The organism is uncultured Oceanicoccus sp., assembly GCF_963968385.1.
Classification (GTDB): Bacteria; Pseudomonadota; Gammaproteobacteria; order Pseudomonadales; family Dasaniaceae; genus Oceanicoccus.
Window position 1 is genome coordinate 14,183 of record NZ_CAXAHB010000010.1, and the last position, 20,852, is coordinate 35,034.

Annotated in this window: 19 protein-coding genes; 3 read left to right on the forward strand and 16 right to left on the reverse strand. The window is 46.1% G+C overall.

Features of this window, described 5'->3' with window-relative positions; genetic code table 11:
• The first annotated feature begins 96 nt into the window (after nt 1-96).
• Genes AACP44_RS02155 through fadA form a run of 3 tightly spaced genes read left to right on the forward strand, consistent with a single transcriptional unit; the run spans nt 97 to nt 5,294 of the window.
• Nucleotides 97-1,887 carry an acyl-CoA dehydrogenase C-terminal domain-containing protein gene (locus AACP44_RS02155; RefSeq protein ID WP_339338556.1) on the forward strand — a complete coding sequence of 597 codons (1,791 nt, stop codon included), beginning with the start codon at nt 97-99 and terminating at the stop codon, nt 1,885-1,887.
• 45 nt (nt 1,888-1,932) lie between these two features.
• Entirely contained in the window at nt 1,933-4,077 is a 2,145-nt protein-coding gene (gene fadB / locus AACP44_RS02160) for a fatty acid oxidation complex subunit alpha FadB (RefSeq protein ID WP_339338558.1), read from the forward strand.
• A 35-nt stretch (nt 4,078-4,112) separates the two neighbouring features.
• The gene (gene fadA, locus AACP44_RS02165; RefSeq protein WP_339338560.1) at nt 4,113-5,294 is read left to right on the forward strand and encodes an acetyl-CoA C-acyltransferase FadA; all 1,182 of its coding nucleotides are present in this window, start codon (nt 4,113-4,115) and stop codon (nt 5,292-5,294) included.
• Nucleotides 5,295-5,352: 58 nt separating this feature from the next.
• Here the strand turns inward: fadA and der are convergent, their stop codons facing one another.
• The 16 genes from der to sufB all read right to left on the reverse strand — a co-directional run bounded on the left by der (nt 5,353) and on the right by sufB (nt 20,825).
• The gene (der, locus tag AACP44_RS02170; protein ID WP_339338562.1) at nt 5,353-6,765 is read right to left on the reverse strand and encodes a ribosome biogenesis GTPase Der; all 1,413 of its coding nucleotides are present in this window, start codon (nt 6,763-6,765) and stop codon (nt 5,353-5,355) included.
• Nucleotides 6,766-6,810: 45 nt separating this feature from the next.
• Nucleotides 6,811-7,989, reverse strand: coding sequence for an outer membrane protein assembly factor BamB (gene bamB / locus AACP44_RS02175; RefSeq protein WP_339338564.1), 1,179 nt, complete (start codon nt 7,987-7,989; stop codon nt 6,811-6,813).
• Nucleotides 7,990-7,992: 3 nt separating this feature from the next.
• Nucleotides 7,993-8,703: a tetratricopeptide repeat protein gene (locus AACP44_RS02180; protein ID WP_339338566.1), complete on the reverse strand. Its 711-nt coding sequence runs from the start codon at nt 8,701-8,703 to the stop codon at nt 7,993-7,995.
• Between the two features lie 59 nt (nt 8,704-8,762).
• Nucleotides 8,763-10,046, reverse strand: coding sequence for a histidine--tRNA ligase (gene hisS / locus AACP44_RS02185; protein ID WP_339338568.1), 1,284 nt, complete (start codon nt 10,044-10,046; stop codon nt 8,763-8,765).
• 27 nt (nt 10,047-10,073) lie between these two features.
• Nucleotides 10,074-11,189 carry a flavodoxin-dependent (E)-4-hydroxy-3-methylbut-2-enyl-diphosphate synthase gene (gene ispG / locus AACP44_RS02190; protein WP_339338570.1) on the reverse strand — a complete coding sequence of 372 codons (1,116 nt, stop codon included), beginning with the start codon at nt 11,187-11,189 and terminating at the stop codon, nt 10,074-10,076.
• Nucleotides 11,190-11,207: 18 nt separating this feature from the next.
• The gene (locus AACP44_RS02195; protein WP_339338572.1) at nt 11,208-12,092 is read right to left on the reverse strand and encodes a RodZ domain-containing protein; all 885 of its coding nucleotides are present in this window, start codon (nt 12,090-12,092) and stop codon (nt 11,208-11,210) included.
• Entirely contained in the window at nt 12,085-12,873 is a 789-nt protein-coding gene (gene pilW, locus AACP44_RS02200) for a type IV pilus biogenesis/stability protein PilW (protein WP_339338574.1), read from the reverse strand. Before pilW ends, AACP44_RS02195 begins: the two co-directional genes overlap by 8 nt.
• 27 nt (nt 12,874-12,900) lie before the next feature.
• Nucleotides 12,901-14,058, reverse strand: coding sequence for a 23S rRNA (adenine(2503)-C(2))-methyltransferase RlmN (rlmN, locus tag AACP44_RS02205; RefSeq protein ID WP_339338576.1), 1,158 nt, complete (start codon nt 14,056-14,058; stop codon nt 12,901-12,903).
• 27 nt (nt 14,059-14,085) lie between these two features.
• On the reverse strand, nt 14,086-14,514 hold the full coding sequence (gene ndk, locus AACP44_RS02210; protein WP_339338578.1) for a nucleoside-diphosphate kinase: 429 nt from the start codon (nt 14,512-14,514) through the stop codon (nt 14,086-14,088).
• A 197-nt stretch (nt 14,515-14,711) separates the two neighbouring features.
• Nucleotides 14,712-15,119, reverse strand: a complete 408-nt coding sequence (locus tag AACP44_RS02215) for a SufE family protein (protein ID WP_339338580.1) — start codon at nt 15,117-15,119, stop codon at nt 14,712-14,714.
• Nucleotides 15,120-15,184: 65 nt separating this feature from the next.
• A complete protein-coding gene (gene sufT / locus AACP44_RS02220; RefSeq protein ID WP_339338582.1) occupies nt 15,185-15,718 on the reverse strand; it encodes a putative Fe-S cluster assembly protein SufT in 534 nt (177 codons plus the stop codon).
• Nucleotides 15,719-15,753: 35 nt separating this feature from the next.
• Entirely contained in the window at nt 15,754-16,113 is a 360-nt protein-coding gene (locus tag AACP44_RS02225) for an iron-sulfur cluster assembly accessory protein (protein WP_339338584.1), read from the reverse strand.
• A gap of 19 nt (nt 16,114-16,132) precedes the next feature.
• A complete protein-coding gene (locus AACP44_RS02230; RefSeq protein WP_339338586.1) occupies nt 16,133-17,377 on the reverse strand; it encodes a cysteine desulfurase in 1,245 nt (414 codons plus the stop codon).
• Nucleotides 17,374-18,630: a Fe-S cluster assembly protein SufD gene (sufD, locus tag AACP44_RS02235; RefSeq protein ID WP_339338588.1), complete on the reverse strand. Its 1,257-nt coding sequence runs from the start codon at nt 18,628-18,630 to the stop codon at nt 17,374-17,376. Before sufD ends, AACP44_RS02230 begins: the two co-directional genes overlap by 4 nt.
• Nucleotides 18,627-19,385 carry a Fe-S cluster assembly ATPase SufC gene (gene sufC / locus AACP44_RS02240; RefSeq protein ID WP_339338590.1) on the reverse strand — a complete coding sequence of 253 codons (759 nt, stop codon included), beginning with the start codon at nt 19,383-19,385 and terminating at the stop codon, nt 18,627-18,629. Before sufC ends, sufD begins: the two co-directional genes overlap by 4 nt.
• 3 nt (nt 19,386-19,388) lie before the next feature.
• A complete protein-coding gene (gene sufB, locus AACP44_RS02245; RefSeq protein WP_339338592.1) occupies nt 19,389-20,825 on the reverse strand; it encodes a Fe-S cluster assembly protein SufB in 1,437 nt (478 codons plus the stop codon).
• Between the last annotated feature and the right edge of the window lie 27 nt (nt 20,826-20,852).

Here is a 20,852-nt window from a genome sequence, read left to right on the forward strand (position 1 = left end):
AATAGCCATTGTTAAGCCTTTAACAATCACCGAAGGTATAGACTCTGAAAGATCGAGCGCATTAGTGCGTTGCTATTAAGTAAAGAGGAATATGATATGAGCCAGTATAAAGCCCCCCTAAGAGACTTGGAATATGTTCGCCACGAGTTGTTAAATGTGGATGCTTTCCATGCCAGCAACCCACAGTGGAGTGAAATCACCAACGATCTTTCCAACGCAATACTGGAAGAATGCGCTAAGTTTTGTGAAAACGTCATCGCTCCTCTTAACAGCGTTGGTGATCAACAAGGCTGCACACTTAAAGATGGTCAGGTCAAAACTCCGGATGGCTTTAAAGAAGCTTATCAACAATTTGTTGAAGGTGGCTGGCCTGCTCTTGATGGCACTGAAGAGTTTGGCGGTCAAGGCTTACCAAAAACGTTAGTATTAGCCGCTACGGAAATGACCGGTACCGCCAACTGGGCCTGGAGTATGTACCCGGGGCTTTCAAATGGCGCTTGTCACACCATTGCCGAACACGGCACTGATGAGCAAAAAGAAACCTATTTGCATAAATTAACCGAGGGTTCGTGGACTGGCACTATGTGCTTGACCGAACCCCATTGTGGTAGTGATCTAGGCTTATTGCGTACCAAAGCCGAACCCAATAATGATGGTAGTTATAGTATTAGCGGCACCAAAATCTTTATCTCCTCTGGTGATCACGATATGGCAGAAAATATTGTCCATATCGTATTAGCTCGCCTTCCAGATGCCCCTAAAGGCACCAAAGGGATTTCACTCTTTATCATTCCCAAATTTAACGTTAATGCCGACGGCTCAGTGGGCGAGCGTAATGCCGTTGAATGTGGCTCGCTGGAACATAAGATGGGAATTCATGGCAATGCGACTTGCGTGATGAACTTTGATGGTGCCAAAGGTTATTTGATTGGCCCTGAAAATCGCGGCCTTAACTGTATGTTCACCTTTATGAACATAGCCCGTATCGGTACCGCCATTCAAGGTTTAGCCCATGCTGAATTGTCCTACCAAAACTCTTTAGCCTACGCTGAAGAACGTCTGGCAATGCGATCTTTATCTGGCGCCAAGGCTCCAGATAAGGCAGCTGACCCCATTATTGTTCACCCAGATGTTAGAAGAATGCTGTTAACGCAAAAAGCCTTTTCCGAAGGCGGCAGAATGATGATTTATTATATGGCGCTACTTAGCGATCTCTCTGCGCAAGCCAAAGACAGCGAAGAAAAAGAAGGTTATGAAAACCTGCTAGCTACACTAACTCCTATCGCCAAAGCCTTTATGACCGAAACCGGTTTTGAAGCAGCCAATCTAGGGCTGCAAATCTTTGGTGGCCATGGCTACATTCAAGAATGGGGTATGGAACAGAATGTCCGGGACAGTCGTATTGCCATGCTGTATGAAGGCACTACCGGCATTCAGTCGTTAGACTTGCTAGGCCGTAAAATTATTATGACTGGCGGTAAATTACTCCAAGACCTGATCAATCCGATTAGCAAGTTCTGTGATAACACGGACAGTGAAGAGATGGCTGAGTTTATTGACCCGTTAAAAACCTTACTCGCCGAATGGCAAACGCTGACTGAGAAGATTGGCGCCTCCGCCATGAACAATGCCGACGAAGTTAATGCTGCCTGTGTGGATTACTTGATGTACTCCGGCTATGTTCTCTATGCGTTTATGTTCGCTAGATCTGCAAAAATATCTAAAGCTAAATTAGCAGAGGGCACAACTGAGCAAGAGTTTTACGATGCCAAAGTCTATTTGGCACGCTTCTACTTTCAACGTCTGCTGCCTCGCACCGCATCATTGGCTATCACCATGACCTCCGGTGTTAAGAACCTGCTAGACGATGCAGTAAACCCGTTTTAAACCAGTAACATATTAGCCAACACCAATAGCCAGGAGCTTGTGGTAATGATTTTTCAAGGTAAAGCTATCAGCGTCGATGTTAAAGATAATATCGCCACGCTAACATTTGACTTACAAGGTGAGTCAGTTAATAAATTTAACCGACTGACCATCAACGAATTAACAGAAGCAGGACAACTGCTTACTCAGGCCAATGACATCAAAGGTTTGTTAGTTCGAAGCAATAAAGATAGCTTTATTGTTGGTGCAGATATTACCGAGTTTGGTGATATGTTCGACTCAACAGAAGAAGAGATGATGGCCAATTTAAGCGCCACCAACACCGCTTTTTCTGTGTTTGAAGATCTACCATTTCCTACGGTCACAGCCATTAATGGCATGGCATTAGGCGGTGGTCTGGAAATGGCACTGACTACCGACTTCCGTGTGTTGGATAGCAATGCCAAGCTTGGTTTTCCAGAAGTGAAGCTAGGCATTATTCCTGGTTTTGGTGGTACTGTTCGTGCACCGCGAATGATCGGCTGCGACAATGCGGTCGAGTGGATTGCTACCGGCAAAGATAATAAGGCGCCAGCAGCCTTGGCTGTTGGTATCGTTGATGCTGTAGTTGAAGCCGAACAACTTGAAACAGCAGCGATGGAGTTGTTACAAAAAGCGATCAATGGCGACTTTGATATTGAAGCCATTCGTCAGCAAAAAACTTCACCGCTACAGCTAGATGATATTGAAAACATTATGGCCTTCACCACCGCCAAAGCCTTGATTGGTCAACAGGCTGGACGTCACTACAAAGCCCCTATGTACGCTGTAACAACCATTGAAAAAGCTGCTAAGCTGGGTCGAGATGATGCACTTAAAGTTGAGCATGAAGCGAGCATTAAGCTCAGCAAAATGGAAATCACCAGCAATATGGTCAACTTATTTTTAGGTGACCAAGCACTAACCAAATCAGCCAAAAGCCACACACCTAACAACACACCAGTGACTCGTGCCGCTGTACTTGGTGCTGGCATTATGGGCGGCGGTATTGCCTACCAGTCTGCCTCAACCGGCACTCCTATTATTATGAAAGATATTGCCCAAGCCGGAATCGATATGGGCATGAATGAAGCCGCTAAACTGTTATCAACCAAAGTGAAACGTGGTCGCTTAACTGCTGATAAAATGGCAGCCACCCTAAATAAAATCACCCCGACACTCAGTTATGATGGCATTGATCAAGCCAACCTAATCGTAGAGGCTGTAGTTGAAAACCCTGCGATCAAGAAGAATGTATTGAGTGAGGTCGAATCACTGATCAGTGAAGATACTATTTTAACCTCTAACACATCGACTATACCTATTACTGAATTAGCCTCTGCGCTAAAACGCCCAGAGAATTTCTGCGGTATGCACTTCTTTAACCCAGTACATAAAATGCCACTGGTTGAAATTATTCGCGGTGAAAAGACCAGTGATGCAGCTGTTGCCAGAACGGTGAGTTATGCATTGGCGATGAAGAAAAAACCTGTAGTGGTTAATGACTGCCCAGGATTTTTAGTTAACCGTATTTTATTTGCCTACTTTGCCGGCTTTGTTGCCTTGCTTAAAGAGGGCGCTGACTTTGTCGCTGTAGATAAAGCTGCCGAAAAATTTGGTTGGCCGATGGGTCCTGCCTACCTTTGTGATGTCGTTGGTATTGATACCGGTGTACATGCAGGCAAGGTAATGTCTGATGGCTTTCCTGACCGTATGAGCCAAACCTTTAAAACTGCTATGGAAGTTATGCTGGAAAATGATCGTCTTGGCGAGAAAAATGGCAAAGGTTTTTACAGCTATGAACCTGACAAGCGCGGCAAGTTACGTAAGACTTATGACGAGACCACTAAACAGCTATTAGCACCGCATGTCGATGCACCCAAAGAATTTAGCGAAGAAGAGATTATCGATCGCTTAATGGTACCTTTCTGTCTGGAGTCGATTCGTTGTCTGGAAGCTAATATTGTAAGCAGTGCTATTGATCTAGATATGGCCCTTATCTATGGCGTAGGATTCCCACCCTTTAAAGGTGGCGCGATCCGCTTTGTCGAAAATATGGGCTTGGAAGCTTTCTGTAAAAAAGCAGATCAATATAAAAAATTAGGGCCTCTCTACCAGCCTACTGACACGTTACGCGAGTTAGCCACCAATAACGGCAGCATGTTTAAATAACTAGCGATATCAAAGAATTTATCAGGAGAAGCACCGTGACCACATTACAACCAAGAGATGCCGTTATCGTCGATTTCGCTCGCACCCCTATGGGGCGTTCAAAAGGCGGCTGCTTTAGAAATACTCGCGCCGAGAATTTATCTGCCGATTTGATTAATGGTTTATTTGCCCGCAATCCAAATATTGACCCAGCAGAAGTTGAAGATGTTATTTGGGGCTGCGTTAACCAAACCAAGGAGCAGGGTTGGAATGTTAGCCGCATGATGTCTTTGCTGACTGTTATTCCTCACACTGCAGGTGGTCAAACGGTTAGTCGCCTCTGCGGCTCTTCAATGAGTGCCATCCATACTGCCGCACAAGCCATTATGACAAACAATGGTGATATGTTTGTCGTAGGCGGCGTTGAGCATATGGGTCACTTACCCATGGATCACGGTGTTGATCCTAACCCCAATTTAAGCAAGTACGTTGCAAAAGCAGCCGGTATGATGGGTATGACAGCAGAATTCCTAGCCATTATGCACGGCATTAGCCGAGCAGATCAGGATGCTTTTGCCGAACGTTCGCATCGCTTGGCTCATGCCGCCACGACCGAGGGTCGTTTCGACCGTGAGATAATTGCTATTGAAGGTCATGATGGCAATGATATTAAAAGCCTGATTCGTCACGACGAAACTATTCGTCCTGAAACAAACCTTGAATCTCTGGCAGCACTCAAGCCTGTATTTGATCCAAAAAATGGTACCGTAACTGCGGGTACTTCTTCGCAAATTTCTGATGGCGCATCAGCCATGATTATGATGTCTGCGGAGAAAGCCGAAGCTCTGGGCTTAAAGCCTATTGCCAAGATTCGCGCAATGGCAGTAGTCGGGGTTAACCCTTCAATTATGGGTTATGGGCCCGTGCCTTCTACGCAGAAAGCGCTTGAGCGTGCAGGCTTAACGCTGGATGATATCGATTGCTTTGAGCTGAATGAAGCGTTTGCTGCGCAAGCTATTCCGGTACTTAAAGATTTAAACCTACTGGATAAAATGGACGATAAAGTCAATTTGAATGGCGGTGCGATTGCTCTGGGACATCCATTTGGCTGTTCAGGAACCCGTATTACTGGAACACTGCTGAATGTGATGCAGAATAAGGATATGAATCTGGGTGTTTCTACGATGTGTGTCGGCTTAGGGCAAGGGATTACCACTATTGTTGAACGACTCAATTAGTCTATCATAGACATCAGAACTTATGTTTAGTGGCTAAATCGATAGCCACTAAACAGGGTTATTTTTTTCCTACTTGCTTAACCCGCTTGGGAGCCTGCCCTTTTACTCTAGTCTTACGTTCCTGCTGTCGCTTGGTCGTATTGGTACGCTTTTCGGCATAGGGGTTTTCGCTCCCTTTAAACTCTATGCGAATAGGCGTACCGATCAATTTTAATTCCCGACGAAAAACTTTTTCTAAATAACGACGATAGCTAGTCGGTACTTTCGCTGTCTGGTTGCCGTGTATAACAATAATTGGCGGATTGGAACCACCGGCGTGAGCGTAACGCAGCTTTATGCGTCGACCATTAATCATCGGCGGCTGATGATCAAAAACTGCACCCTCAAGAATTTGAGTAAGCTTATGGGTTTGCAAGCTTTTCATCGACGATTGATAGGCACTGTCGACAGACTGATAAAGATGACCCACACCGGTGCCGTGCAACGCAGAGATAAAATGGATTTCAGCAAAGTCGATAAACTGTAAACGGCGCTCTAATTCATTTTTCACCCATTGTTTATGATCAGCATCCAGACCATCCCATTTATTTAAAGCGATTACCAAAGCCCGGCCGGCGTCAATGGCCTGCCCCAATAAATGCAGGTCCTGATCAACCAGCCCCTCTTGTGCGTCCATCACCAAAACAACGACATTGGCATCATCAATCGCTTTGAGCGCCTTAACAATAGAAAACTTTTCTACCGCTTCTTTAACATTTTTACGACGGCGAACTCCAGCAGTATCGATTAATGTATAAGCCTGGCCTTCACGGTCGTAGTCAATATAAATACTATCGCGGGTTGTGCCAGGATGGTCATAGACAACCACACGCTCTTCACCTAACAGACGATTAACCAAAGTTGATTTACCCACATTAGGGCGGCCAATAACAGCAATCTTGGTACCGCGATGCTTTTCATCATCTTTATCCAGTTCAGGCTTGGGGAAGTGCTGCATCATATCGTCGATAAGGTTGCGCACGCCCTTACCATGAGTAGCGGTCATTGGGTAAAGCTGGGGAATACCTAATTGATAAAAATCAGCCATAGCGACGTTGGGGTCTACGCCGTCAATTTTATTGGCAACATAAAAAACAGGCTTATTAGACTGGCGCAATTGATTAGCCAGCTCTTCATCACCAGCCGTTAATCCGGCACGGGCATCACAAAGAAAAAAAACGGCATCGGCCTCTTCAACTGCTAGCATGGACTGCTCGGCCATAGCGGCATCAATACCCTGTTCTGCTCCAGTAATACCACCGGTATCAATCACAATAAAATGACGATCGCCGACTTTGGCATCACCATATTTTCTATCGCGAGTTAGACCAGGCAGATTAGCAACCAGCGCATCACGGGTTTTGGTGAGTCGGTTAAACAAGGTTGATTTACCGACGTTGGGACGCCCAACCAAAGCAATTACTGGAACCATAGGGGAATAACCGTTTTCAACGCTTAAGATCGACTGGGGCTGGGATTAAAACCAGCCGCTAGATTTTTCTTCTAGTTTATAAGCCACTAGCCTGCCGCTATTGGAGTAGACTAACAACATATCATCAACGACCTGCAAATCTACCTGAATACCATCGGAATCGACTTTAGTACGGGCAACGATACGCCCATCAACCTGCGATAGAGCGTGTAGATAACCCTCAACATCACCGACTATCACATAACTATTAAGCGTGGCTGAGCCGGTTAACTTGCGACGCTCAAGAACGGTCTGGGCCCAGCGTGCACCTTGACCATTTTTTTCAAAAGCAGTAACACTACCATCGTCAGCCACCACATAAATATTACCAAAGCCCGCTGACATACCGGCATAACTGGAAGCATCTTTAGCCCATAAACGGCGACCGGAAGAAGGATCAATAGCAGCGATTTTACCTTGATAACTCACTGCGTAAATCAGCCCATTGTTTTCGAGTAATGGCGCATCAATATCAACAATACGCTGGATTTCCGAATCGCCTTTGGCGACTGTCACTCGCGTATTCCAACGTACAGCACCGGTATCTAGCTCAAAACTAATCACACGCCCATTGGCAAAGCCGGCAATAATAGCGTCACGAAAGATCATCGGTGTGCTGGTACCGCGCAAAGTCAGTACCGGCAGGTTATTGCGAAAAGACCAAAGCCGCTCTCCATTTTCAATATTTATTGCCAGCATTTGACCATCGAAGGTCTGCACATAGACAACACCATTTTTGGTCTGTGGCGCCGCCAGCACCTCACCGCCCAATTCAACGGACCAGCGTACTTCACCATTATCTTTATTAAGGGCAACTACTTCTCCATCAGCAGTGCCAACAAAAATAGCCTTATCGCCAACACCAACACCACCGACTAACAGCTGTGCTAAATCGGTAGACCAGACCGATTTACCCTGCTTTAACGCAATCGCTTCGATAACCCCTTCTGCTGAGGCCACATAAATTAAATCCCCATCAACTGCCGGATTAAGCCGGTTAAAGATACCACCCTGCCCGTCACCTACTGAGGTGCTCCAGACTTTGTTAAATGTTCTTTCCTGCACAAAATCTAACAGCGGTGCAGGGCCTTTTTCCTCTTCACCATCAATCGAGCTACAAGCGGTAAGCACAACAGCAATTAGGGATAAAGCGACGTTGCGAACTATAAGAGCTGGTTGTGACATGACTTAGGCTTCCTTATCGGTACTGTCATTAGCGGCTTCAACAGGCGCTGCATCAGTCGGTATCGCCGAATGTTCTATTTTCATGGTCAGCAAGGGATTAGCGGTGGGATTAGCTTGCTGCTGACCGAGCTCTAGTGCTTTTTGATAGGCTAATGCAGCTTCAGCTTTTTTGTCTTGGGCAACGTAGATGTCACCCCTAAGCTCCTCATAGGCGCTAGCATAGCTTCCGCTATCACCAAGCAACTCTGTTAAGGCCATATCATAATTGCCCTGAGCTGATAGCACACGAGCTAAACGCAATCTAGTTGGCACAGCAATATCTGCCGAGGGCTCACTGGCTAGAACCCAACGCAGTTCTTGTTCCGCAGTGGTTAAATCTTTTGCCATCACCGCCAACTTGGCTTTATGAAGCGCGGCGAAACGAGCATAGGTGGAACTGGGAAAATCGGCTTTTAGGGTATCCGCTAAATGATTGGCCGTTGCCGCTTGCTCAGCTGTTGCTGCACCATTTTGCCAATCAGCAGCAATAATTAAGTTTTGATAGATAGCAGAGGCCGCATCAGCTTCTGCTTGCTGCTGCTTTTGCCAGCCTTGAAAACCAAATACGCCAGCAATAGCTAACAAAACAGTTATCAAGGTCGACTTACCATTCTCATTCCACCACTTTTTTAGCGCTTCTACCTGCTCATCTTCGGTTTGATAGCCTTCAGCCATGATTTACTCTCTTAAATAAGTTATAAATTGCTACTCAGTATGGGCGCCAGTTTATCAGCTCAACCCATTGAATGCTCGATCAAGAACGCGGTTAACTGATCACTCTTGATGGTTTTCTGCTCAATATCAGACCGTAGCCACTTAATGTTAACTACGCCCTCTTCGACTTCATTATCACCAATGATTAGTGCCATGCCGGCACCGCTTTTATCCGCCTTTTTAAATTGGCTTTTAAAGCTGCCGCCGCCACAATGTAATTGCAGTTTTAGGACGGGGATTTCACTGCGTAATTGCTCAGCCAATTGAAAAGCGACGGTTTTAGCCTGCTCGCCCGACACCACAAAGTAAACATCGGGAACGGTTTTAATCGCTGCCGGGACCTTGTCCAGCTCCTGCAATAGCAGACATAAGCGCTCAACACCCATAGCAAAACCCACTGCCGGCGCTGGCTTGCCGCCTAATTGTTCAACCAAACCATCATAACGACCACCAGCACAGATAGTGCCTTGGGCGCCTAGCTTATCGGTGACCCACTCAAACACGGTTTTGCTGTAATAGTCTAAACCACGAACTAGACGCGGGTTGATGGTATAGCTGACCCCTGCGGCTTCTAACAAGCTTTTAAGCATCTCAAAATGCTCGCTGGAATCATTATCGAGATAATCCATCAATGATGGAGCTTGATCAAGAATCGCTTGGGTTGACGCGCTTTTGCTATCTAGAATACGTAATGGATTACTATCCATACGGCGCTGACTATCCTCATCTAACTGCTCAAAATGTTGTTGCAAGTACTCGACCAAAGCTGTGCGATAGTTTGCTCTAGCTTGCGGGCTGCCGATAGTATTGAGCTCTAAAGTGACGTGTTCACTAATACCCAACTGCTTCCAAAGGCGCGCGGTAATCAAAATCATTTCCGCATCGACATCCGCAGTCGCTACACCAAAGCTTTCCACACCGATCTGATGAAATTGTCGCAAACGACCTTTTTGTGGTCGCTCGTAGCGAAACATCGGGCCGTTATACCATAGACGCTGTACCTGTTGATTATCTAGCAGGCCATTTTGCAAACAAGCCCGCACACAGCAAGCGGTACCTTCTGGACGCATGGTGAGACTTTCATCATTGCGGTCTTTAAAGGTATACATTTCTTTTTCAACAATATCAGTCACTTCACCGATTGAGCGCTTAAACAATTCAGTTTGCTCAAGAATAGGAAAGCGAATTTCTTGATAGCCGTAACGGGTTAATACATCGCCGACGATGGCTTCAAGGTATTGCCATAAGCCAGAGTTGGCTGGCAGTAAATCGTTCATGCCGCGTATGGATTGAATTTTTGTCAAAGTATTTTCCGCTGTTTAATAGGTTAATCAGGCTTCTTTTGCAATCAGGTCCTGTTCGGCTTGCTGCTTGGCTGCCACTTTTTCTCGAATCATAGCTTCCAAATGATCGACTAAACTGTCTTTTTCGATTTTATGATCTTTTTCACCATCCACATAAATTAAATGCTTGGGTGTACCACCGGTTAAACCAATATCCGCCTCTTTGGCTTCACCAGGGCCGTTAACAATACAGCCGATAACCGCCACATCTAACGGCGTGGTAATATCTTCTACCCGACTTTCTAGTTCATTCATGGTCTTAACCACATCAAAGTTTTGTCGCGAACAACTTGGGCAGGCGATAAAGTTAATGCCTTTAGAGCGCAGCTTTAGACTTTTTAGAATTTCATAGCCAACTTTAACCTCTTCTACCGGGTCTGCTGCTAACGAAATACGGATGGTATCGCCAATACCATCCATTAATAACATACCTAAACCAACCGATGATTTAACGGTGCCGCCACGGATACCCCCTGCCTCGGTAATACCCAAATGCAAAGGCTGATCAATTTGTTGTGAAATTTTCCGGTAGGCCGCTACCGCCATAAATACATCCGAGGCTTTAACGCTCAATTTAAAATCCTGAAAATCCAAGCTGTCCAGAATATCGACATGGCGCATGGCGGATTCAACCAAAGCATCAGGAGTGGGTTCACCGTATTTACGTTGCAGCTCCTTTTCTAAAGAACCGGCATTTACGCCAATGCGAAGTGGGATGTTTTTATCTCGCGCTGTGTCGATAACCGCGCGCACTTTATCGTCACGACCGATATTACCCGGATTAATACGCAGACAATCAACACCATATTCGGCAACTTTTAAAGCGATTTTGTAATCAAAGTGGATATCCGCCACCAGTGGCACATTCACTTGCTGGCGAATTTTTTTAAACGCCTCCGCGGCATCCATGGTAGGCACTGAAACACGCACAATATCGGCACAAGCAGCCTCCAGACGTTTAATTTGTGCCACGGTTGCCGCCACATCGCAGGTATCAGTATTAGTCATGCTTTGCACGGAGATCGGAGCATCGCCACCCACAGCCACATCACCCACCATAATCTGGCGAGTTTTTCTTCGTTTAATGGGTGATTCCATTTGCATAACGTTTTTAACCTGACTCTATATTTTCGGCATGCCCACGGTTAAACGGGCTAAATCATTGGTGCGATTAACCACAACGTTGATTGGCTCACTGTTGTAAGTCAGTGTAACACCCGCTGCATAGCCCAACAGTATATCAAAAGGACCATTACCGCTTAATTGCAAAGTAGAATTGGCTTTGCGCAAATCAGCGAAAATCAATGTTCCACTATTATCTTTGACCTCTACCCAACAATCCTGAGCAAAAGAAAAACTCAAGATATCTGCGGTTATCTCCTCTAAGGCAGCAGCGCCTTCTGACTTAGCCTCAGCTTCGACAACAGCCGCTTTAGCTGGTTCGATCATGTCAGCTTCCACCAGCGATGGCTCTATTGACTCACTTTCAACCACCACCCCAGATATTGCAACAATATCCGTTGTCACCTCAGAAACAAGATTAATATTTTTATCAACCACAATTTCCGGACTATCGGCAACCATCGCACTATCATCATTATCGCCTGAACTGACAATCCATAGCACAGCAATCACAATAATCGCTGCAACCAGACTCCAATACTGAACGCTATACCCTTTTGCCGGCCGCTGTATTTGTGAACTTCGGTTGGCAGTTGGAATAGGTTTGATAATCTCAGGACGACTATCGATAAAAGACTGTATCAACAGCTCAGAATCCATACCCAACAGTGTCGAATAGGACCTGAGATAACCTTTAATAAAAATTTCACCGTTAAACTGCTCATAGTCATTAGCTTCTAGGGCTTCAACCTGACGCGGCAACAAATGTAATTGATCGGCCACTTGTCGTGTCGTTAAACCGAGCGCCTCTCTGGCACTGATAAGTAGATTACCGGGGCCTTGAGTTGATGACTCGTCTGAATTCTCTGGTAACTGATCAGTCATTATTAAATATTTCCCGATATTGCAGATATTCTTTTGATTCGGGGTATAAATTCTTTAGTGCCAATGTGTAACTGGAGATAGCGTTATTGTCGCCAAATTTATCCGCTAAACGGATACCCAGCCATAATGAGGGTGCAGATTGCTGTTTCACCTGCGAATGATAAGCATCGTAGTATTTTTGAGATTGGGAAAAATGCTCCAGACGGTAATTGACCTCTGCCAATTGAAACAGCAAAGCTAGATTGCTACTGGCCATTAAGTGCGCCTGATAAAATGCCTGCTCAGCCTCCGGCAACTTTGCTAACTGCAGATACGATTGACCCAAGTTAATATAGGCATTGGAACGCTTATTGTAAAAAGTATCGGCAACAACCCGCACTAATTGCTTAACAGCTTCTTCATAACGCTGTTGCTGATAAAGAAAGGCTGCATAGTTATTTCTAACCCGCGAGAATCCGTTATCGATGTTGATGGATTTTTTATAGTTTTGTTCCGCAAACTCAAACTCACCGGTATTTTGATAAACCAGTGCCATGGCTTCATAAACCTCTGCAGAGCTATCATCTATCTCTATGGCCGTTTTTAAATGACGTTTAGCCGCCTGCCAATTACCGATATGAACATAGTGACGCGCCGACAATAAAGCCGTCTCTAAAACCTGCGCTTGGTCGGCTTTGCTAGCTATACCGCCGCGCTCGGTAGTCACACAAGCAGCCAACACTGAGACCATAAACGCCATCAGAAAGAAAACGTTAAACCTGCGAGCTATTGATAAAGCCATGAAAATCGTCCTGCTAGTTTAACTCGGTTAGCGAACATTCAATATTTGAGTATCAGTATAGTTTGCCTTGTGTCTTTCGCTACGTTTGGTGCGATCGGCTACCTGCCCCACCAATTGCCCGCAAGCGGCATCAATATCATCACCGCGGGTACTGCGCACAGTGGTAACGATATCGGAATCGCTAAGAATCTGCCAAAATCGATTAACCGCATTTTTGCTAGGACGACGATAATCCGACAAAGAAAAAGGGTTAAATGGAATCAGGTTTATTTTGCAGGGAAAATCTTTTAACAGCGCCACTAATTCTCTGGCCTGCGCCGGACTATCGTTAATACCTGCAATCAATGTGTACTCTACGGTGGTAACACGATGCGTATCGTTTTGTTTGTCCCAATAGCGATTGCAAGCCGCTAAAAGCTCGGCGATTGGATAACGTTTATTAATAGGGACTAATTGGTCACGTAATTTATCATTGGGCGCATGCAGTGAGATTGCCAATGAAACTTGGGATACGTCCCCCAACTTGTCTAACGCCGGCACAACACCTGAAGTACTTAAGGTCACTCTACGCTTGGAAATACCATAACCAAAATCATCGAGCATGATATCCATAGCGTCGACAACATTATCAAAATTAAGCAGCGGCTCCCCCATACCCATCATCACCACATTAGTCACCACCTTTTTATCGGTGGAGGGAAACGCATCATAGGATTTAATCGCCAACCAGATTTGGCCTACAATCTCAGCGGCTGTCAGATCGCGCTGGAAACCCTGTTTACCGGTAGAACAAAAGCTACAATCGAGACTGCAACCCACCTGCGAAGAAACGCATAAAGTACCGCGGTCACCGTCGGGGATCAGTACCGTTTCAACCAGACTGCCACCAGAGACACGCACAGCCCATTTACGGGTACCATCTTTGGAGGTTTTTTCGGTAACCACTTCGGGGGGGCGAATTTCAGCCGTGGTTTTTAGACGCTCACGCAAGGCTTTGCTGATATTGGTCATTTCATCAAAGTCATGCACACCGTGGTGGTGAATCCACTTTAATATCTGCTGCGCACGGAAAGGCTTTTCGCCAATTGAGAGAAAAAATGCTGCCATTTTTTCACGCGAAAGCCCCAACAGATTGATTTTTTCTGTTGGGGCTTTCAAGTCAAGCTGCTCTACTGTATCAGTCATCGAGCATTATCCGCTTTGGTCTATCACTTAGCCGCGATCGCAAATATCGCTGGCAGCAAAAAAGTAAGCAATTTCGCGAGCAGCTGATTCAGGTGCATCAGAACCGTGAACAGCATTAGCATCAATGGACTGAGCAAAGTCAGCTCTAATAGTACCAGCGTCAGCTTCCTGGGGATTAGTTGCGCCCATTAACTCACGATTTTTAGCGATAGCATTGTCGCCTTCCAGTACCTGAACCATAACTGGGCCAGAGGTCATAAACTCAATCAACGCTGGAAAGAAAGGACGTCCTTTGTGCTCGGCATAAAAACCTTCAGCGCGCTCGCGGCTCAGACGAACCATTTTAGAAGCCACGATGCTTAAACCATTTTTTTCAAATCGGCTGTAGATCTCGCCGATAACATTCTTGGCAACTGCATCGGGTTTTACAATAGAAAAAGTACGCTCAATAGCCATACAGGACTCCGTAGTCAATGTGGCATGCCAATCGGGTGACCGGCATCAAATAACAAGAAAATCAGGCTTGCACCCAATACCAAAATTTTGAAGCGCAAATTATACGTGGGTTTACAGGGAAATAGTATCAATAATGCGTGCTTAGGGAGGATTATTTACCGTTGGTTATCACTATTGCGGGGCTGGTTTTGAGACAGCTAAGCCGCCTTGGCTATCGCTTGAATGGTGGCCACTATCGCCTTCAGACCATTGCCTCGAGTTGGACTTAAATGACGCTCTAAATCCAGCTGCTGGAAATAACCATCAATATCAAAAGCGATGATGTCGGCAGCACTTTTGTCATTATAGGCCGCCATAACCAAAGCCAGTAAGCCTCGGACGATATAAGCATCGCTATCGACGGTGAAACTGAGTGCAAATTCAGAGGACCGAACATCCAACCAAACATTGCTTTGACAGCCTTTGACCAGCCGCTCCGGTGTTCGCAAAGACTGATCCATGGCCGGCAAATCCTTACCTAGATCGATGATATATTTATAACGATCTTCCCAATCGTCAAAAAAGGCTAGATCGTCGACGATTTCATCGGTGGTTGCCAAACTCATAGTATGCCTGTCAGTGCCTATTATCAGTGCTTATTGTTCAGGGAGCGCATTGTGGAGAAAAGTCTCTAGAAAAACAATCCCGCTTCCAGCTGGGCTTCCTCACTCATCATCTCCCGTGACCAAGGCGGGTCAAATACCAGTTCGACCTTGACCTTAGCCACATTGGGAACTTTGGCGGTACGGTATTCAACATCGCTAACTAGTACTGGCCCCATACCACAACCAGGCGCTGTGAGGGTCATGGTGATGGCTACAGTCGCTGTCACCTGATCGATATCAACACGATAAATCAGACCCAATGACACTAAACTAATGGGGATTTCGGGATCAAAAATACTATCCAAGGCTTCCCAAACCTGCTGTTCACTAATTTGGCCACTGCCATCATCGGCGAATTCGAGCACCTCGACTTCGCGGCCAATAGCATCCGCATCGGTGCCATCGATGCGCAGCATATTACCCTGATAGGTCACGGTATAATTACCACCCAGATCCTGATTGATAGTGACAAACTGACCTTTAGGAATAATGGCAGGCTCACCGGATGGGACTCGACGCGCGGGACAGTCACGGTTGGTGACGACCATAGATTGCTGCATGATTAAACTCTAGTTATTAAACTTTTGTGATAAAACTATTCGACCACGCTAAAGCTTTCGCCGCAGCCACACTCAGCAATAACGTTAGGGTTATTAAATTTCACCACGCTATTGACGCCCTCACTGACATAATCAATTTCAGTACCACGCAATATGGTGACGGCATCAGGAGCGACAGCCAAGGTCACTTTGTCGCTGGGATGCAAAATGACATCATCAGGCTGACTGGCATCAACCAGATCGAGCACATAGGCATAACCGGTACAACCACTTTCCTTGGTGCTTAAACGCACCAATTTATCTTTGGCCGGGCCTACAGCGCGTTCGAAATGACGCAGCGCTGTGTCGGTCATTGTGACCGCTTCGGCATTGGGATCAAAACTACTAACTGACATAAATTCTCCTGCAATATGCTTATGCTAGCATGGTTTTAACTTTGCTTAAGGCTGCAAATAAAGCATCCACTTCTTCCAGCGTATTATAAAGTGAGAAGGATGCACGAGCGGTACCTGGCACACCGAGGCGATCCATTAACGGTTCTGCACAGTGGTGACCCGTGCGGATTGCTATGCCCTGCCGATCCAGCAAAAACCCTATATCAGCAGGATGACCTGCATCCATCACAAAACTTAACACCCCTACTTTATCGGCAGCTGTACCTACAATCGTCAAGCCATCAAAGGCTTCAGCTTGCCGCGTAGCAGCCTCTAGCAATGCGGCCTCATGAACTTGCACTGCCTGTATATCCAGCCCAGCAAACCATCGAATAGCGGCTGCTAAAGCAATGGCACCAGAAATATCGGGCGTACCGGCTTCCATTCTATAAGGCAATACATTCCAAACAGCATCTTGATAAGTGACTTCTGAAATCATCTCACCGCCAGTTTGCCAAACCGGCCATTCGGCAAGTAAATCTTGCCTACCCCAAAGCACACCAATACCGGTTGGACCAAACAGCTTATGACCGGAAAATACATAAAAATCACAAGCCAGCGCCTGCACATCGACTGAACCATGGGCAATACCCTGCGCACCATCGATTAATACCCAAGCATCGACGGCCTTGGCTTGCGCTGTTAATTCGGCAATGGGATTCACTGTTCCCAGCGCATTAGAAATATGGGGGAAGGCAACTAATTTGGTACGCGAATTTAATAAAGCAGAAAATTGCTCAAGATCTAACTCACCAGTCTCTTTAATTGGTGCTACCACCAATTTTGCACCGACCTGTTTACAAGCTTGCTGCCAAGTGACCAGATTAGCATGGTGCTCCATTTCGGTTACCAGCACTTCATCATCACTGCTTAGCAACTGAGCTAAACCTTTAGCCACTATATTAATCGATTCTGTGGTACCGCTGGTCCAAATCACTTCATTGCGCGAATTGGCATTAATAAATTCTGCCACCGTATCACGGGCGCCTTCATAGCGACGAGTCGCTTCATCGGCCAACTGATGAGCTCCGCGGTGTACATTGGCATTACAGGTGGCGTAATAATCAACCAAAGCATCAATCACACATTGCGGCTTTTGTGTGGTGGCGGCATTATCCAAATACACCAATGGTTTACCGTCGATCTGGCGCGATAAAATAGGAAACTGCTGGCGGATAGCCCCCACATCGAACACTGCACCCGCTTGTTTGGCCAGACTACTCATGAGGTCACTTCCATATTGGCAAAACGTTGCCGCAACTGTGGACGCAACCACTCTGCCAATATTTGATTAGGCATTTGATCGACCAACTCATTAATAAAACCAAAGTTCAACATAATTTGTGCCTGGGTTTTGCTAATACCGCGGGACTGCAAGTAATACAGTGCCTTTTTGTCCATTTCGGCAATGGTGGCACCGTGGGCACAACGGACATCATCAGCGTAAATTTCCAGCTCAGGCTTGGTATTAATTTCCGCATTTCTGGACATTAACAGATTGCGATTATTGAGTTCAGCCAGCGTTTTTTGCGCGTCGCGATGAATATGAATACGACCGTTAAATACGGCACGGGAGTGATCCGCCGCAATACCGCGAACATTTTCTTCGCTAGTACCGTTTGGCTTTATATGCTCGATGGTGCTGTGCAGATCAAATAACTCATTGCCATCCAATAAATAAATAGCATTAAGCTTGGCGAAGGCGTGTTCACCCGTATGATTCACATCAACATCCAAACGGGATAACGCACTACCAAAACCGACCAGCGTACTGTTAAGTTGAGCCTTATCGGCCAGATTAAAATGACTACCGCCAATACTTAGGGCCGCACCGGTTTGCAGGGCAAAACGATAATGCTCAAGCGCGGCTGATTCGGCTAGCATATATTCTGCAAAGCCGGTATTAAAACTTTTTTCTGCACCGGAAAAATCTTCAACAACGGTAAGCGACGCATGTTTAGCGATACGAACCAAAATGCGGTTATGGGCTTCACAACCCTTGCTAACACGATGCACGATTCTAATAACCGGCTCAATGCTGACACCTTCTGCCACATCAATAATGACACCGGCAGTGGCCAGCACATCATTGACCAAACCAAATAGATGCTTGGCCGGTTTTGCTGCAGTAAAAGTGTTAGCGGCCCATTGCCGGGTTTCTGATGAGGCATCGGCTAGCGAAACAATCGTCAAGCCCGCTGGTAGCTGCGATAAATCCGATTGCAAAACTCCGTCGGTAAAAACCAGCTCAATACTATTAAGACCATTAATCGTTTCTGCTGTTGATAATTCACTATTCGCTGCAGTGGCAAAATCGGCATCCGCCAATAGATGAACCGGGGTATATTTCCACGCTTCTGTTTTTCGTGTTGGCCACTGCGCTTCACGCAATAATGCCAGGGAGATTTGTCGCTGAGGTGACAACCAATCACTAACCTGTTCAGCACGACTAACGGCTCTGTTTAACCAGTGACTCATGCAGAGGACTCCCGCTGCTCGGTCAACCACGAGTAACCCTGCTGCTCCAACTCGACAGCCAAACTAGCATCACCACTTTTAACAATCTTGCCATCAGACAATACATGGACAAAATCCGGTTTAATATAATCGAGCAAACGCTGGTAATGAGTAATAACGATAAAGCTGCGATCAGCAGAACGCTGGCTATTAACCCCTTCGGCCACGACTTGTAATGCGTCAATATCCAGACCGGAATCAGATTCATCGAGAATACATAGCTTGGGCTTTAGCAATAGCATCTGCATAATCTCGTTGCGTTTCTTTTCACCGCCGGAGAAACCTTCGTTGACACCGCGCTTTAAAAATTCGGGAGCGAGGCGAACCTGTTGACAGGCCTCGCGCGCCATTTTTAGAAAGTCTTTAGAGCTAATTACTTCTTCACCAAGAGCTTCGCGCTGAGCATCGACCGCTGCTTTTAAGAACTCCAAATTACTCACACCGGGAATCTCAACGGGATACTGGAAGGCCAAAAACAAACCAGCACGGGCGCGTTCTTCTGCCTCCATCTCCAACAACTCAACACCATCGAGCATGACCGAGCCTGCGCTGACCTCATAACCCTCACGACCGGACATAACATAGCCCATGGTGCTTTTTCCGGCACCGTTAGGCCCCATAATAGCGTGAACCTCACCAGGTTTAACTATCAGGTCAAGGCCTTTTAATATTGCTTTGTCTTCGACGCTGGCCTGCAAATTTGTAACTGACAACATATTTTATCCCACTGAACCTTCTAAACTAATCTCTAATAACTTGCCTGCTTCCACGGCAAATTCCATCGGTAATTCTTTGAACACTTCTTTGCAAAAGCCATTCACAATCATCGACACCGCTTTTTCTGGATCCAGACCGCGCTGCTGACATAAAAACATTTGATCGTCTGAAACTTTTGAGGTGGTCGCTTCATGCTCCACAATGGCAGCAGGGTTTTTGCTTTCCACATAGGGGAAGGTATGAGCGCCACATTGATCGCCGATCAATAACGAATCACATTGGGTAAAATTACGTGCGCCATCAGCGCGAGGGCCCATGCGAACCAAACCACGGTAACTGTTATTACTGCGCCCTGCCGATATCCCTTTGGAGATAATAGTGGATTTGGTGTTTTTACCCAGATGAATCATTTTGGTACCGGTATCGGCTTGCTGGGCACCGCGCGTTAAGGCAACGGAATAAAATTCACCAATACTGTTGTCGCCGCGCAAAATACAACTGGGGTATTTCCACGTTACCGCTGAACCGGTTTCAACCTGCGTCCATGAAACTTTGGCACTGGTATGACAAACGGCTCGCTTGGTGACAAAGTTATAGATACCACCTTTACCGTTTTCATCGCCTGGGTACCAGTTTTGTACGGTAGAGTATTTGATTTCCGCATCATCCAGAGCCACTAACTCAACCACCGCTGCATGCAATTGATTTTCATCACGCTGTGGCGCGGTACAACCTTCGAGGTAGCTGACGTGACTGCCTTCATCCGCAATAATTAAAGTACGTTCAAATTGACCGGTGTTTTGCTCGTTAATACGAAAATAGGTGGATAATTCCATGGGGCAGCGCACGCCTTTGGGAATATAAACAAATGAACCATCGGTAAATACAGCGCAGTTTAGCGCGGCATAATAATTATCACGCTGTGGCACCACACTACCCAGATATCTTTTCACTAGCTCAGGATACTCATGAACTGCTTCTGAGATAGGACAAAAAATTACGCCAGACTCTGCCAGTTTCTCTCTAAAGGTGGTTACTACTGATACCGAATCAAAGACCGCATCAACCGCCACACCCGCCAACATCTGCTGCTCTAACAAGGGAATACCTAATTTGTCATAGGTGGCCAGCAATTCCGGATCAACCTCATCCAGCGACTTCGGTCTATCTGCCATGCTCTTTGGTGCAGAGTAATAGGAAATTTTCTGAAAATCGATTTCAGGATAATGAACATGAGCCCACTCCGGCTCCTCCATGGTTTGCCATAATGCGAAGGCATCTAAACGCCATTGCAACATCCACTCCGGCTCATTTTTCATCGCTGAAATACGGCGAATAACATCTTCATCAAGACCGGGCTCAAAGGTTTCAGACTCGATATCGGAAACGAAACCTGCCTCGTATTCTCGACTGACGGCCTGATTAATTTGTTCTGTCATGGTTAAATTCTCAATAATTTATCGCTA